The sequence below is a fragment of the Nocardioides sp. NBC_00850 genome (genome assembly GCF_045207335.1).
In the GTDB taxonomy this organism is placed as follows: Bacteria; Actinomycetota; Actinomycetes; order Propionibacteriales; family Nocardioidaceae; genus Nocardioides.
Map to the genome: position 1 here is coordinate 5,613,876 of NZ_CP108845.1, position 15,327 is coordinate 5,629,202.

Sequence of the window (15,327 nt, forward strand, 5' to 3'; positions counted from 1 at the left end):
TTCACCCCATCTTCAGGTCGAGCCGATAGTCTTGGCCGTTATGAGCGAGATGACGGACGCCATGCGCTTCAAGGTCGGCACGATCACCGACTCGGTCTCCTCGACCGTTCACGAGGCCCTTCCGAAGATGCGGGGCTGGATCCATCTGGCCACCGCACCGCTCACGCTCGCGGCAGGCATCGTCCTCATCGTGCTGGCGCCCGCGGGAGCGCCGCGGGTCGGCGCGGCAGTGTTCACCATGGCCGCGCTCCTGCTCTTCACCGTCTCCGCGGTCTACCACCGGGTCAACGCTCTCGGTCGGTGGAACGAGCGGTGGTTCACGATCATGAAGCGCTGGGACCACGCGAACATCATGCTGATGATCGCGGGCTCCTACACGCCGTTCTCGCTGCTGCTCCTCGACGGCGTCACCCAGATCGTGCTGCTCTCGGTGGTGTGGACCGGTGCGATCCTCGGTGTGCTGTTCCGGGTCTTCTGGAACGACGCCCCGCGCTGGCTGTACGTCCCCAACTACATCGCGCTCGGCTGGGCGGCGATCTTCTTCATCCCGTCCTTCTTCACCGGCGCTGTGGCGCTCGGCCTCGGCATCGGGATCGCCACCTTCACGCTGATCTGCGTCGGCGGCGCGCTCTACACCGCCGGCGGCGTCATCTACGGCTTCAAGCGCCCCAACCCCTGGCCGCGATGGTTCGGCTTCCACGAGGTCTTCCACACCTTCACGATCCTGGCATTCGTCGCGCACTACACGGGCGTCTCGCTGGCGACGTACGCATTGCGCTGAGCCTGATCCTGGGCGCGTGCCGCGGCCGCGTGCCGGGCGAGCACCGCGGTGAGGATGCCGGTGACGGCGAAGAGCGCGCCCAGCACCATCCAGCCGCCGGTGCCGTGGTCGATCGCAGTGGCAGTCACCACCAACGGCGCGAGCATGTGCGCCAGCGCGTAGCCCATCTGGCTCACGCCCTGGTAGGCGCCGGCCCGCTCCTGGTCGGCGAGCTCGAAGGCCAGTCCCCAGCTGCCCGCCTCGCCACGCGTCTCGGCTGCCGAGGCGGCCAGCGCGGCGAACAGCAACAGGCACGTGGCGAACACCGGGCCCGCATAGGCCGCCCCCGCGAAGAGCAGGCAGGCGGCGAGCAGCAGGAACCCGGCGCCTCGCACGGCCCGACCCGCCGTGGCGATGTCGTGGGTGCCACGCGAGGCCCGCACCTGGAAGAGCGCGACGTAGACGGTGTTCACCACCAGGAGCAGCGAGACCAGGACCGTCGGCGCATCGGTGTGGTCGGCCACCCACAGCGGCACCCCGATCGAGGTCACCCCGAAGTGGATCGCCATCACCCCGCTGAGCACGGTCGCGGTCACGTAGGTGCGGTCGCGCAGCGGTGAGGGCCCTGGGGTCACCGTCGGCCCGGCGCCGGCGTCCATGCACGCGGCCAGGCCGGCGACCCGGCGCCTGAGCCCGATGAGCGGCACCGCCGCGAGCGTGGTGAGCACCCCGACGACCACCATCGTGGTGCGATAGGCGGCTCCGGTGTCGATCGCCAGTGCCAGTGCGGCCAGCAGGGTGCCCACCCCGATCATCACGTTCATGACCACGCGCAGCCGGGCACGTACGGCGACCCGGTCGGGGCCGTCGAACCAGCGCGCGACCAGCGTCGACTGGGCGCTCGACTGGAAACCTCGCGAGGCCGAGACCCACGTCGCGACCAGCACGAACGCGACCACGTCACGGGCCAGGGCGTAGGCGAGCAGGGCGATGCCGTAGCTCGCCATCGCCCACAGCTGCACCCGGTCGGCGCCCCACTTGTCGCTGAGCCGACCACCTGCGTACGTCGCCACGACCCCGACTGCTCCGGCGACGGTCAGGCCGATGCCGACGGTCACCGCCGAGAGGCCGATCGTGCGGGTGAAGTAGAGCGCGCTGACCGCGAAGAACATGCCGCGGGCGAGCGAGAGGGCGGCGACCGCGCCGACGAGCGGGCGCTCGACCGGGTCGCTGGGAAGGCGAATCACGGGTCCAGTTGTCGCACCCCGCGCTCCCGCGCGCTAACGATGTAGCGTATTGCTTCATGATCAGGTACGAGCTGGCCGGTCCCGACCTGAGCGAGGTCCGGTTCGCCATCTCGCCGCTCAACGAGCTCACCCTCTCGTTGCGAGCGCTGCGCGACCCCGGCCGGTTCCCACTCCACCTGCCCTGGCTCCGCACGGTCCGTGCCGCGGACCTGGATCGCGAGACCCTGCTGGCACTGACCAACGAGCGACTCTGGACACCCGACTTCCTCAACCCGCGACCGCGCAACCCGCTCGCCCGGCTCGAGGACGAGCTCGAGGTGATCGCCGCGACCTCGCCCCAGCGCGTACGTGCCGACCTCGACGCGGTCCACTTCGACGGCGGCCCGCCGGTGGTCCTGAGCGGACGCCCGCAGGTGGTGCTTCGCCGCGTCCTCACCGCGCTGCGCGGCTACTGGGACGCCTGCTTCGAACCGCACTGGCAGCGGATGCGAGCGGTGCTGGAGGCCGACATCGTCCATCGCGGCCGGACGATCGTCCACTCCGGTATGGCGTCGATGTTCGCCGGTATCTCGCCGCGAGTCACCCTCTCCGACGACCTCCTCACGATCCGGCTCACCACATCGAAGGTCGACTATCGGCGTACGACCGCGGGCGACGGGCTCACCCTGGTGCCCACCCTGTTCAGCCGCAACCCGTCGACGCCGATCTCGCCCGAGGAGCCGCCGGTCATGTTCTACCCGGCGCGCGGCCTCGGCATCCTCTGGACGAGCGACCGGCCGCAGGCGCCACGAGCGCTGCGCGACCTCATCGGTGAGACCCGATCCGGGCTCCTGACCCTGCTGGCGGCTCCGGCGTCGTCGACCGAGCTGGCCGTACGCCTCGGGGTGACCCCCACGGCCGTCAACCAGCATCTGCGGGCGATGCGCGCCGCGGGGCTGCTGACCTCGGCCCGCCACGGTCGATCGGTGCTCTATCTCCGCTCCGACCTGGGCGATCGTCTGGTCGATGCTGTCAGGTGACATCCAGACGATGAAAGGGGCGCGCGGCCATTCCGGCCGCGCGCCCCTTCTCGTCTACGAGATCCTCACATGTGCAGCGGCTCGACGACGTTGTCGTCGCCGCCCTTGCCGACCCGCGAGTTGCGGTAGCCGTAGAGGAAGTAGATGGCGAAGCCGATCACCATCCAGACCAGGAACCGCAGCCAGGTCTCGACGCTCAGGTTGAGGGTCAGGTAGATACAGATCAGCGCGGCCACGATCGGCAGCACCGGGCTGAACGGCACCTTGAAGGAGCGCGGCAGGTCCGGGCGACGCTTGCGCAGGATCGGCACGGCGATCGAGACCAGCGCGAACGCGGTCAGGGTGCCGATGTTGACCATCTCCTCGAGCTTGCCGATCGGGGTGAAGGTGGCCACGATCGCGACGAAGACACCGACGGTGAGGGTGATCCGGACCGGGGTGCCGGTCTTCGGGTTGACGTGCGCGAACCTCACCGGGAACAGGCCGTCGCGGCTCATCGCGAAGATGACCCGGATGGCGCCGATCATCAGCGTCATCACGACGGTGGTCAGACCGGCCACGGCACCCGCCGAGATCAGGGTCGCGAAGCCACCGCGGCCGACGTCGCGGAACGCGGTGGCGAGCGCGGCCTCGGTATCGATCTGGTCGTACTTCACCATGCCGGTGATGACCAGGGCGACGGCGACGTAGAGGATCGTGCAGATCACCAGCGAGCCGATGATGCCGCGGGGCAGGTCGCGCTGGGGGTTGTTGGCCTCCTCCGCGGTCGTGGCGACCACGTCGAAGCCGATGTAGGCGAAGAAGACGACCGACGCTGCGGAGATGATGCCGAGGACACCGAAGGTCTGCGGCTCGAGGCCGAAGGCCCACTGGATCAGCGGCTGGTGGATGCCCTCACCGCTGACGGAACCGGCACGGTCGGGGATGAACGGGTCGTAGTTGGAGCCGGTGATGTAGAACATGCCGGCGACGATGACGAACAGGACGATGAACAGCTTGACCGCGACCAGCACGAGGTTGACCCGCAGCGACTCCTTGATACCGATCGCGATCAGGCCCACCAGGACGATCACGAGCAGCAGGGCGGCCAGGTTGGGCTGACCCCAGTCGGCGCTGGCGTCGGGCCCGTAGCCCTTGGGCCAGCCGAGGCCGATCTCCTCGAGGAACGTCACCAGGTAGCTGCTCCAGCCCTGGGCGACCACGGACGCACCGAGCACCATCTCCAGGATCAGGTCCCAGCCGATGATCCAGGCGAGCATCTCGCCGAGGGTGGCGTAGGAGAACGTGTACGCCGACCCCGACACCGGCACGGTCGAGGCGAACTCGGCGTAGCACAGCGCCGCCAGGCCACAGCAGATCGCGGCGATGATGAAGGAGAAGACCACACCCGGTCCGGCGTACTCGGCCGCGGCTCTACCGGTCAGGGTGAAGATTCCCGCTCCGATGATGACGCCGATCCCGAAGACGGTCAGGTCAACCGAAGTGAGTCGCCTTTTGAGCTTGAACTCCGGGGTTTCGGCATCGGCAAGGGATTGCTCGATGGATTTGGTGCGCCAAACAGACATGAGGGATAGGAAACCATCTCGGCTGATGGACTGGAAAGGTCGGGGGTGTAGTCCGTCACATCTCGCACCGGAAGCTGCTCGCCTCCGAGGCGGGTCCTCCGACGTACGCAGGCCAGGCCGGCCATTCGCACAACGGCCGCGTGCGGGCGGCCCCGGCGTTTCCGTCGGCGACCACCTGGTTCTCGCTCGGCGCGACTCCGTGCTCGGCCCATTTCTCCAGGGCCGTGAGCGAGTCGTACGAGGCGGAGAAGGCGACCGGGGCGAAGTTGGCGTGGTTCGCTCCGGGCACCAGATAGAACCGCGAGAACCCCTCGGTCGCCCGCTTGCCCATCACCCGCTGGACGCGCTGGTAGTAGTCGATCGTGGAGCGGTGGCTGACCAGCTCGTCGGCCGCACCATGGACCAGGATCAGCCTGCCGCCGGACCGGGCGAACGGGCGCAGGTCGGCATCGTTGACGTCCTGGAGCGCGGTCAGCTCGCTGATCCGGCGCTGCCACTTCCCCGGGTCGGCCGGGTCGATCGCGAACGGGCTGATCTGCGGGTCGCGGGCGACGAAGTACTTGGCCCACTGGTTCCAGAACTGCATGCCGTAGCCGGCGGTCACCGGCATCGGGTCGGCCGGCGCGCTGGTGCCGAATCCGAGGACCGGCGTCGACATCCGTGCCCCGGACAGCAGCGGGAACCCGGGGTAGCCCCACTCCCCGCTCGCCACCCGGTAGGGCAGCCGCCAGCTGCTGTCGGCGGCCACCACCGCGTCCACCTGCTCGCGGGAGAGGCAGGTGTCCCCGGGCGTCTCGCCCTCGCCGCACAGCAGCGTCTCCGGATCGAAGTCGCAGCCGGCCTCGTCGGAGATCACCCCGTCCGCGAGCCCGTCGCCGCCGTCACAAGCAGCCAGGACTCGCTGTGCGACGAGGTCCTGCTGCGCCTTCGACGGGAACGCGCCGGGCTTGCCGAACTCGTGGGTGATCCGGCCGAAGAAGAGGTCGAGGGTGGCGGCGTTCCAGGCGGGGTACGCCGAGATCACCCCGTCGAAGTCGCGCGGCCAGCGCTGCGCGACCGCCAGGGCCTCCCGGCCACCGGTCGAGCCGCCGGCGAAGTAGGCGGCGCCTGGCGCGCGGCCGAAGGCCTTCGCGATCACGTACGTCGCGGTGTCGTGCACCTTCTTGAGCGCGTCACCGGAGAAGTTGCGCACCGCCTCGTCGTTCTGGCCGAACCAGCCGTCCAGGCTGGCGATCGGGTGGCGGCTGGTGTCGGCCTGATGGCCGGAGTCGCTGGCGTAGGTGGCGTAGCCACGGCCGAGCGGGGTGCGCTGGTCGACCGGCCCGAAGGGCACGTTCTGGGCGAGGTTGGGGACGGTGCCGTTGTAGCCGCCACCACCGAACATCATCGTCTTCCCGTTCCACCCCTGCGGCAGGGCCAGGCCCATCCGGATGTCCGGGGCGGCGGGGTCGACCGGGTGGATCGCGATGTCGGCGCGGCAGTAGGCCGGGAGCGCGGTCGGGCCGGTCCCGGAGGCCGGCATCGACGTCGTCGCGGTGACCTCGGCACCGGTGGTCGGCAGGCCGATGCGGTGGGCGGGGATCCTCAGCCCGACCAGCGACTCGCAGTCGGCGGCCGTGGACGGGGCGGCGGACGCGGGCGCCTGGCCGACGACCAGAGCCGCGGCGGCGAGGGCCAGGGAGGAGCCGACGGTCAGGAATCTGCGTACGAGGGTGGGGGCCATTGCTCAAGGATCGCGACGCGGTGTGACGTGCGCCATGTGGCCGTCGCACACAACTCCGGTGCGCGAGATGTGGCCAGCCGGGAGCCGAGCACCGAAAGGCTGGCATGGCCGTGAGCCACACAATGACTGGGCTCAGTGTGTCCCGAACCCCTATGGCGTACGTCTCACCACTTCCCTAGCGTCGCCCCTGTGACGAGCACCACACCGACCCCGAGGTGCGCACTACGGACCGAGGGTCTCACCAAGGACTTCCGCGGCTTCCGTGCGGTCAGCTCCGTCGACCTGGAGGTCGCCGAGGGCACCGTTCACGCGCTAGTCGGCCCCAACGGCGCCGGCAAGACGACCCTGTTCAACCTGCTGACCGGGTTCCTCAAGCCCACCGGCGGACGGATCACGGTCTTCGGTGACGACGTCACCGGGATGGCACCGGAGCGGATCACCCGCCACGGAGTGGCCCGCTCCTTCCAGATCACCAGCCTCTTCGAGAACCTCACCCCGCGCGAGCACGTCGAGATCGCGCTCCAGGGGCTGACCAACCAGGGGCTGAAGTTCTGGCGCTCGGAGAAGCTGCTCGGGCGCCGTCGCGAGGAGGTCGACCGGCTGCTGGCCGAGGTCGGCCTGACGGAGCTGGCCGACAAGCCGACCGGGCTGATGGCGTACGGACAGAAGCGGGCGCTCGAGCTCGCTCTCGTGCTCGCCGTCGAGCCCCGGCTGCTGCTCCTCGACGAGCCGACTGCGGGGATGGGCATCGAGGACGTCGACCGCACCATCGAGCTCGTCCGGCGCATCGCCGAGGGCCGCACGGTCGCCTTCGTCGACCACAACATGCACGTCGTCGCCCACCTCGCCGACCGGGTCACCGTCTTGCAGCAGGGCTCGGTGCTCGCCGAGGGTCCCTACGACGAGGTGCGCGCCGACCCGCGCGTCATCACCGCCTACCTCGGAGAGGCTCACAGTGCTTGAGATCCCAGTGCTTGATGTCGTTGGGCTGAGCGCGTGGTACGGCGAGGCGCAGGCCCTGCGCGAGGCGACCCTGAGCGTCGGCGAGGGCGAGGTCGTCACCCTCGTCGGCCGCAACGGCGCCGGCAAGACCACGCTCGTTCGCTGCCTGATGGGCCTCCACAAGCACCTGACCGGATCGATCCGGCTCGACGGCCGCGAGATCACGTCGCTGCCCGCGCACAAGCGGGCCCGCGCCGGGCTCGGCTGGGTGCAGGACGACCGCGGCATCTTCGCCAACCTGAGCGTGGAGGAGAACCTGCTGCTGCCTCCGCAGGTCTCCGAGTCGGCGTGGACGCTGGAGCAGGTCTACGACGCCTTTCCGGCTCTCGGCAGCCGTCGGCGTGCGGGTGGGACGACGCTCTCGGGCGGTGAGCAGCAGATGCTCGCCGTCGCCCGCGTGCTCCGCACCGGCGCCCGCGTGCTCCTGCTCGACGAGCCCTCCGAAGGGCTCGCCCCGGTCATCGTCGCCCAGATCGGCGACATCGTGCGGACCGCGAAGCAGTCCGGGATCGGCGTGCTCCTGATCGAGCAGAACGTACGTTTCGCCGCCACCGTCGCCGACCGCCACTACCTGCTCGCCCAGGGCCGCCTGGTCGAGAGCCTCGACAACGACGAGTTCGTCGAACGTCAGGACGAGCTACTCGAACACCTCGGGATCTGACGTACGTCCCCAGAGATCGAGCACAGCCCTACCCCACGAGGAGAGACACGATGAACAAGCGACGCACAGCTGCCGGCGCCTCGATACTGATGGCAGGTGTCCTGGTCACCGCAGGCTGCGGTGCCGGCGGACCGAGCGCGAGCGGAGGCGACTTCACCGACGACAAGGTGGTCCTCGCCCTGCTCAACGACGCCTCCGGTGTCTACAAGGACGTCTCCGGACCCAACTCGAAGATCGCGATCCAGATGGCGATCGACGACTACCAGGAGAAGTACGGCGACGAGGCCGTCGTCGACGACATCGAGGTGACCTCGGCAGATCACCAGAACGAGCCGGACATCGCCAACACCAAGGCCCAGGAGCTCTACGACCGCGAGGGCGCCGACGTGATCCTGGACGTGCCGACCTCGTCGGCCGCGCTGGCCGTCGCGACGCAGGCGAAGAACAAGAAGAAGCTCTACATGAACATCGGCGCCGGCACGACCGAGCTGACCGGCGCACAGTGCAACAAGTACACCTTCCACTACGCCTACGACACCTGGATGCTGGCCAACGGCACCGGCACCGTCGTCACCGAGGAAGGCGACAAGAACTGGCAGCTGATCTACCCCGACTACGCCTTCGGCCAGGACATGGTCAAGTCGTTCACCGGCGCCATCGAGGCCGGCGGCGGCAAGGTCGCGGGCACGATCGCGACGCCGTTCCCGAACGACAACTTCGCGACGTACATCACCAAGGCGGGAGCCGCGAAGCCGCAGGTCATCGGCACCATGCACGCCGGTGGCGACCTGATCAACCTGGTCAAGCAGTACAACGAGTCCGGGCTCAAGGACCAGGGCATCGACCTGGCCGTCGGACTGATGTTCATCTCCGACATCCACTCGCTCGGCGTCGAGGCGTTCGAGGGCACGATCTTCACCGACGCCTGGTACTGGAACCTCGACGAGAAGTCCCGCGAGTGGGCCGACCGCTTCATGGAGGAGACCGGCGACCGGCCGACGTACGCCCACGCGGGCAACTACTCGGCGGCGACGCAGTATCTCGAGGCGGTCCAGGCGGCCGGCACCGACGACGCCGACAAGGTCGTCGAGGAGCTCGAGGGCAAGAAGGTCGAGGACATGTTCCTGCGCAACGGCGAGATCCGCGCCGAGGACCACCGGGTCATCCACGACGTCTACCTGGCCCGGGTCAAGGGACCGGACGACGTCAAGGAGGACTGGGACTACGAGGAGATCATCAAGACGATCCCGGCCGAGGAGGCGTTCCGACCGGCAGCTGAGTCCGGCTGCTCGATGTAGGCGCGAGGTCTAGAGGGATTGGTATGAACGCGGTTCTGCAGTACACCGTCCAAGGGCTCGCGGCCGGCAGCTTCTACGCGCTGGCCGCGCTCGGCCTGGCGGTCATCTTCGGGGTGCTGGGCGTGGTCAACTTCGCCCACGGCGCCTTCTACATGCTGGGAGCGGTCGCCGCCGCGGTGCTCCTGGACACCGTCGGGATGAGCCTGTGGCTGGCGCTGATCGTGGTGCCGCTGCTGATGCTGGTCTTCGGGATGCTGGTCGAGCGGCTGCTGGTGCAGTGGCTGCTGCCGCTCGACCCGCTCTACAACCTGCTGCTCACCTTCGGGCTGACCCTGCTGCTGGTCGACCTCGTGAAGCGCCGCTACGGCGTGAGCGGCCTGCCCTACGAGCGCCCCGCCGCGCTCGACGGACGGGTCGAGCTGGCCGGGGTAGGGCTGCCGATCTACCAGCTCTTCGTGATCGGTGTCGCGCTGCTCGTCTGCCTCGGCGTCTGGCTGCTGATGACACGTACGCGGGTGGGCATGATCGTCCGCGCCGCGACCGAGCGGCCCGAGCTCGCCGGTGCGCTCGGGATCAACGTCGGGCGCTGGGTGACGCCGGTGTTCGGCTTCGGGGTCGCGCTCGCCGGTCTGGCCGGGGTGCTGGCGGCACCGTTCCGGGCGATCACCGCCGAGATGGGCAGCGACTTCATCATCATCCTGTTCGCGGTCGTGGTGATCGGCGGGCTCGGCTCGATCGTGGGTGCCGTCGTCGGCGGGTTCCTGGTCGGGCTCGTGGAGGCCTTCGGGCAGGCGTACGCACCGACGTTCTCGCAGGTGCTCATCTTCGTGCTGATGGCTGTGGTCGTCCTGGCCCGGCCTGCCGGGCTCTTCGGCCGAGACGAGGCGACGGCATGACGTCCATCGCAACGGCCGGCGCGAGCGTCACCGAGCAGCATGCGGCGATCGCCGGCGCACGCCCGTGGCAGCGACTGGTCCTGCTGGCCGTGGGGCTGGTGGTGGCGCTGGCGCTGCCGTGGTTCGTCTACCCGCCGGTGGCGATGGACATCGCCGCGTGGGCGCTCTTCGCGGTGGCCCTCGACCTGCTGCTGGGCTACTGCGGGCTGCTCTCGTTCGGCCATGCCGCGTTCTGGGGCGGGTCTGCCTATGCCACGGGACTGATCGCGATCCACCTCGGTGTGCCGTTCCCCGTGGCGGTCCTCGGCGGGGCGCTCTTCGCGATGCTCCTGGCGGTGCCGATCGGCTATCTGTCGGTGAAGCGGTCGGGGATCTACTTCGCGATGGTCACCCTCGCCTTCGCACAGATGCTCTTCTTCATCGCCAACCAGGCCTCCTCGGTCACCGGAGGTGAGAACGGGCTCCAGGGCGTGCCGCGCTCCTTCTTCGGGATCGAGGCCGTCGAGACCGACTCGTTCTTCTTCTACTACGCCGCGCTGCCGATCATCCTGCTCGGGATGTGGGCGGCCTGGCGGATCGTCCACTCCCCCTTCGGGCGGGTGCTGGTCGCGATCCGTGACAACGCACCGCGTGCCCGGGCGCTGGGCTACGACGTCGAGCGCTACAAGCTGATCGTCTTCGTGCTCTCGGCCGGGCTCTCCGGGCTCGCCGGCGGCGTCTTCGCCGTCTCGCACGGCTTCGTCGCGCTGCCCGAGCTGCACTGGACCACCTCCGGCGAGGTCGTCCTGATGACCGTGCTCGGCGGGATCGGGACGCTGTGGGGCGGCGTCATCGGCGCCGGCCTGATCGTGATGCTCGCCGACTACCTGGCCTCGTCCGGGTTCGACGGGATCGGGATCGTCACCGGCGCCGTGTTCGTGACGGTGGTGCTGCTCTTCCGACGCGGGATCTGGGGCACCGCCCGCCACCTCTGGCTGACCCGTCGTCGTTCCTGAGCCTGCTCTAGGCGACCAGCTGATGGAGCCGGAGCGCCAGCTGCACCTCGAGCTGGCGCTCCGGCTCCTGCCAGCCCTTGCCCAGCAGCCGGGTGACCCGCTCCAGGCGCTGGGTGACGGTGTTGACGTGCACGTGCAGAGTGCCGGCGGTGCGGGTGAGGTTGCGGTCGGCGGCGAAGTAGGCCCGCAGGGTCTCCACCAGCTTCGACCCCTTCGCGGTGTCGTAGTCGATCACCGGACCCAGCCGCGAGGTGACGTACGCCGCCGGGTGGCCGTCGGAGCCGAGCAGCAGGCCCACGAAGCCGAGGTCCTCGGCGGTGACCACCTGGCCCTCGCGCCCCAGGGTCATCGCGGCCGCTAGGCAGCGGCGGGCCTCGTCGTAGCCCTTCACCACGGCGTCGGGACTGCTCAGCGGTCCCGGCACCGGGCCGGCGGCGCCGACCGTCACCGGCGCGCCGGCGGACAGCCGCAGCCCCTCGACGACCAGCTCGCCGGCGGCGCGGGCGTCGCAGTCGGGGAAGATCAGCACGACCTGCCCCTGCCGCACCGCCGCGAACCCGTCATGGGTCGCCGCGACGAACGTCGCCGCCTGACCGACCCGGGCGCGGTCGCCGGGGACGTTCGCCACCACCACGGCATAGGGCCGGGACAGATCCGCCTGCAGCAGCCGGCCGCGCTCGCGCAGCGTCTCCGGGTCCGGGGTGGTGCCGGAGAGGAGCTCGTCGAGGAGCTCGCCGCGTACGCGTCCCTCGGCCTCGGCGACGCTGCGGCGAAACAGCAGCAGCAGCGCCGTCACCAGCGCCGCCCGCTCCAGGATCCGCTGGTCACCGTCGTCCAGATCCCCGTCCTCGCGGTCGACCTCGCGGGGGCCGAGGAGCATCGAGCCGAGCTGCTCAGCGCCGGCGAGGACCGGGGTGGCGTAGATGTCGCCGCTGCCTGCGGTGCGGCTCAGGTCGAGGCTGCGCCTGGTCACGGCCGCCTCGTAGTCGGAGACGGGCTCGCCCGGGGCGCTGCTGGCGATGGTCTCGCCGTCGAGGTCGAGCACGACAACCCGGGCGCCCAGGACCTCGGCGACGCTGCGTACGACATCGTCGACTCCGCCGCCCTCGACGACGATCCGAGTGAGCCGGTCGTGGGCGTCGGCGGCGCGCTCGACCGTCTCGTTGCGCGTCTGCAGCTTGCGGGTGGTGACCTCGAGCTCAGCGACCGCGGCACGGGTCTCCTCCAGCAGCCGGGCCTTGTCCACGGCGATCGCTGCGTGGGCCGCCAGGGAGACGAGCAGCGCGCTCGCCTCGGCTCCGAAGGGACGTACGGTGCGGTTGGCGGCGAAGAGGACGCCGATGACCTGGGTGCCGAGCAGGAGAGGTACGCCGATGATCGCGCGGATGCCCTCGCCGCTGACCGCGCCGTCGATGTCGGGGGCGTGCCGGAACCGCTCGTCGGGGATGTAGTCGGCGGTCGAGTAGGGCTTCATGGTCTGGGCGACGAGGCCACCGAGCCCGATGCCGTAGGGGATCCGGGTCGAGCGGAAGGCCGCGGTCAGGATGCCCTCGGTCACGCGCATGTACTCGCCACGACGCTCGTCGTTGAGGGTCAGGTAGGCGACATCGGTGTTCAGCAGCTGCTTCGCCCGGGTCACGATCGCCTGCAGCACCGCCTCCAGGTTGGTCAGCATCGCCAGGTCGTTGGCCGACTCGAACAGCGCCCCCAGCTCGCCCTCCCGCCGGCGGCGCGCCTCCAGGGTCGCCCTGACCTGAAGCGCAAGCCTCCTGGCGTAGTCGATCCGCTCCTGGTCGTCCGGGCTCGCCCCCGCCGCTCGCGCGGCCCGCGACGGTCCCTCGAAGTCGGCCTCCGCGGCATCCCCGGCCAGCAGCTCCAGGAACGCGACCACATCGACCGTCATGTGACCGAAGTTACACTTCTACGCGCGCATCGACATAGGGGATCACCACATAGTTGCCCGGGATCAGGTATGGGACTTCGCCAGGTCCCCCACGGAGGTGACGGGACGCTCGCAGACGAACCCCCGACAGACGTACGCCGCCGCCTTCCCGTCCACGGGAGTGCGGCTGCTCAGCAGCGGGATGTCGTCGCGCGCCGCGTCGGCGACGACCACCACCGCACCCGGCTTGCGCCGGGCCGCGGCCTCGAGAGCGTCGCGGTCGGGTCCCGGCGGTCCGACGACCGCGATCTCGAGCGGACCGTCGGCCATCGTCGCCGCGGCCGCCAGCGACCAGCCGGCGAACCGGGGCGCCTTGGTCATCAGGTTGCTCGTGGCCGCGAGCGTCTCCTCGGCGGCGGTGCGGTAGCGGCCCTCCCCGGTCAGCGCGTGGGCGGTGACGAGCGCATGGGCCATCGCGCTGGTGCCGCTGGGGCTGGCGTTGTCCGAGGGGTCCCGGGGCCGGGTGACCAGCGCCTCCGCGTCGTCGGCGGTGTCGTAGAAGCCGCCGTCCTCCGCGCGGAAGTGGGTCAGCGCGGTGTCGAGCAGCGCCGTCGCCCGGTCGAGCCAGGTGCTGTCGCCGGTCGCCTGGGTCAGCGCGAGGAATCCCGACGCGACGCAGCCGTAGTCCTCCAGCACCCCCGCGTGCGCGCCGGCCACGCCGTCGCGGCTGACGCGGAGAAGGCGGGCCGTGGGTTCCTTCGGCAAGGTATGCAGGCCAGCGCTCACATCCCCTGCGGAGTTCCGCACGGGATCTGTTCCTTCGTCTGCATACCTTGACGAAGGAACATGCACCCGCCAGAGCAACTCCGCAGCGCCGATTGCCACGTCGAGATACCGCCGCTCCCCCAACATCAGCCCGGCGTCGACCAGACCGCTGATCGCCAGCCCGTTCCAGGCCGCGACGACCTTGTCGTCGCGCGCCGGGCGTACCCGCTCCGCACGCGCCGCGAGGAGACGCGCCTTGACCGACTCGAGCCGCTCGGTGTCGTCGGGCCGGTGCCGTAGTTGGAGCGTCGAGGCACCTTCCTCGAAGGTGCCGGCCTCGGTCACCTCGAAGACCTCCGCGGCCCAGGCCCCGTCGTCGGCGCCGAGGACGTCGACGAGCTCGCCCGGGGTCCAGACGTAGAACTTCCCCTCGACCCCCTCGCTGTCGGCGTCGAGCGCGGAGGCGAACCCGCCCTCGGCGGTGCCGAGCTCGCGGATCATCCAGTCGGCGCTCTCCCGGGCGACCCGGTCGCCGAGCTCGGTGCCGAGGCGGGCGTAGAGGCCGATCAGCTGCGCGTTGTCGTAGAGCATCTTCTCGAAGTGCGGAACGACCCAGCCGCGGTCGACGGCATAACGGGCGAACCCGCCCCCGACCTGGTCGTAGATCCCGCCGCCGGCCATCCCCGCGACGGTCCGCGAGAGCATGTGCGAGACCCGCGAGTCAGCACCAAGAGCCCCGGCCGCTCGCCGCAGGAACTCCAGCACCATCGACGGCGGGAACTTCGGAGCACCCCCGAACCCGCCCGCCATCGGATCGAACTCCCCCGCCAGCGTCTCGACCGCGGCATCGACGTCCACCTGCCAGTCGCCCGCGGACCCGGCCGCCCCAGACACGGCGGCCAGATGCTGACGTACGTTCTCCGCCACCGCCCCGATCTCCGAGCGCCGCTGCGTCCACGCCTCCGAGAGCGCCTGCAGCACCTGCGTGAACGCCGGCTGCCCATGGCGCGGCATGTCCGGGAAGTAGGTGCCGGCGAAGAACGGGTTCCCGTCGTGGTCGAGCACCACCGTCATCGGCCACCCACCCGACCCGGTCATCGCCGTCGTCGCAGTCATGTAGACCGCGTCCACATCCGGCCGCTCCTCCCGGTCGACCTTGATGTTGACGAAGTGCTCGTTCATGTACGCCGCCGTCGTCTCGTCCTCGAACGACTCGTGAGCCATCACGTGGCACCAGTGACAGGCCGCGTAGCCAACGGACAGGAGGACAGGTATTCCTCGGCGCCTGGCCTCCTCGAACGCGGCGTTTCCCCATTCCCACCAATCCACGGGGTTCTGAGCGTGCTGGAGCAGGTACGGCGAGGTCGCGGACGCGAGTCGGTTGGCCACTCCCCCAGCCTTGCACGCATGTGAGCAAGTGACACATGCCTGTCCCAGGACACGAATTGGGGACAGGAATTCAGCCCACGGCGCCGAACGGACCTCATGGCAGCAACCAGTGAGGAGCGAGTTGG

General features: G+C 69.9%; 12 protein-coding genes. 7 read left to right on the forward strand and 5 right to left on the reverse strand.

The window, feature by feature from the left end; all coding sequences use genetic code 11:
• The first annotated feature begins 40 nt into the window (after nucleotides 1-40).
• A complete protein-coding gene (locus OH802_RS27300; RefSeq protein ID WP_406023509.1) occupies nucleotides 41-781 on the forward strand; it encodes a hemolysin III family protein in 741 nt (246 codons plus the stop codon).
• On the opposite strand, the gene OH802_RS27305 is transcribed toward OH802_RS27300, so the two are convergent.
• Nucleotides 742-2,007, reverse strand: coding sequence for an MFS transporter (locus OH802_RS27305; protein ID WP_406023510.1), 1,266 nt, complete (start codon nucleotides 2,005-2,007; stop codon nucleotides 742-744). The genes OH802_RS27300 and OH802_RS27305 overlap by 40 nt on opposite strands.
• 56 nt (nucleotides 2,008-2,063) lie before the next feature.
• Here OH802_RS27305 and OH802_RS27310 point away from each other — a divergent pair, with 56 nt between their 5' ends.
• Nucleotides 2,064-3,026: a DUF5937 family protein gene (locus OH802_RS27310; RefSeq protein WP_406023511.1), complete on the forward strand. Its 963-nt coding sequence runs from the start codon at nucleotides 2,064-2,066 to the stop codon at nucleotides 3,024-3,026.
• A gap of 65 nt (nucleotides 3,027-3,091) precedes the next feature.
• Here OH802_RS27310 and OH802_RS27315 read toward each other — a convergent pair whose 3' ends face one another.
• Nucleotides 3,092-4,591 carry an amino acid permease gene (locus OH802_RS27315; protein WP_406023512.1) on the reverse strand — a complete coding sequence of 500 codons (1,500 nt, stop codon included), beginning with the start codon at nucleotides 4,589-4,591 and terminating at the stop codon, nucleotides 3,092-3,094.
• A gap of 55 nt (nucleotides 4,592-4,646) precedes the next feature.
• Nucleotides 4,647-6,314, reverse strand: coding sequence for a tannase/feruloyl esterase family alpha/beta hydrolase (locus OH802_RS27320; RefSeq protein WP_406023513.1), 1,668 nt, complete (start codon nucleotides 6,312-6,314; stop codon nucleotides 4,647-4,649).
• Between the two features lie 189 nt (nucleotides 6,315-6,503).
• Between OH802_RS27320 and OH802_RS27325 the strand changes: the two genes are divergently transcribed.
• Genes OH802_RS27325 through OH802_RS27345 form a run of 5 tightly spaced genes read left to right on the forward strand, consistent with a single transcriptional unit; the run spans nucleotide 6,504 to nucleotide 11,166 of the window.
• A complete protein-coding gene (locus OH802_RS27325) occupies nucleotides 6,504-7,277 on the forward strand; it encodes an ABC transporter ATP-binding protein (protein ID WP_406023514.1) in 774 nt (257 codons plus the stop codon).
• Nucleotides 7,270-7,977, forward strand: coding sequence for an ABC transporter ATP-binding protein (locus tag OH802_RS27330; protein ID WP_406023515.1), 708 nt, complete (start codon nucleotides 7,270-7,272; stop codon nucleotides 7,975-7,977). The genes OH802_RS27325 and OH802_RS27330 overlap by 8 nt, the downstream gene beginning before the upstream one ends.
• Nucleotides 7,978-8,027: 50 nt before the next feature.
• Entirely contained in the window at nucleotides 8,028-9,275 is a 1,248-nt protein-coding gene (locus OH802_RS27335) for an ABC transporter substrate-binding protein (protein ID WP_406023516.1), read from the forward strand.
• A gap of 23 nt (nucleotides 9,276-9,298) precedes the next feature.
• On the forward strand, nucleotides 9,299-10,171 hold the full coding sequence (locus tag OH802_RS27340) for a branched-chain amino acid ABC transporter permease (protein ID WP_406023517.1): 873 nt from the start codon (nucleotides 9,299-9,301) through the stop codon (nucleotides 10,169-10,171).
• A complete protein-coding gene (locus OH802_RS27345) occupies nucleotides 10,168-11,166 on the forward strand; it encodes a branched-chain amino acid ABC transporter permease (protein ID WP_406023518.1) in 999 nt (332 codons plus the stop codon). The genes OH802_RS27340 and OH802_RS27345 overlap by 4 nt, the downstream gene beginning before the upstream one ends.
• Before the next feature lie 7 nt (nucleotides 11,167-11,173).
• Here the strand turns inward: OH802_RS27345 and OH802_RS27350 are convergent, their stop codons facing one another.
• Together OH802_RS27350 and OH802_RS27355 are read right to left on the reverse strand one after the other, a co-directional pair.
• On the reverse strand, nucleotides 11,174-13,069 hold the full coding sequence (locus tag OH802_RS27350; protein WP_406023519.1) for a helix-turn-helix domain-containing protein: 1,896 nt from the start codon (nucleotides 13,067-13,069) through the stop codon (nucleotides 11,174-11,176).
• 63 nt (nucleotides 13,070-13,132) lie between these two features.
• Nucleotides 13,133-15,202 carry a thioredoxin domain-containing protein gene (locus OH802_RS27355; protein WP_406023520.1) on the reverse strand — a complete coding sequence of 690 codons (2,070 nt, stop codon included), beginning with the start codon at nucleotides 15,200-15,202 and terminating at the stop codon, nucleotides 13,133-13,135.
• Nucleotides 15,203-15,327: the final 125 nt, after the last annotated feature.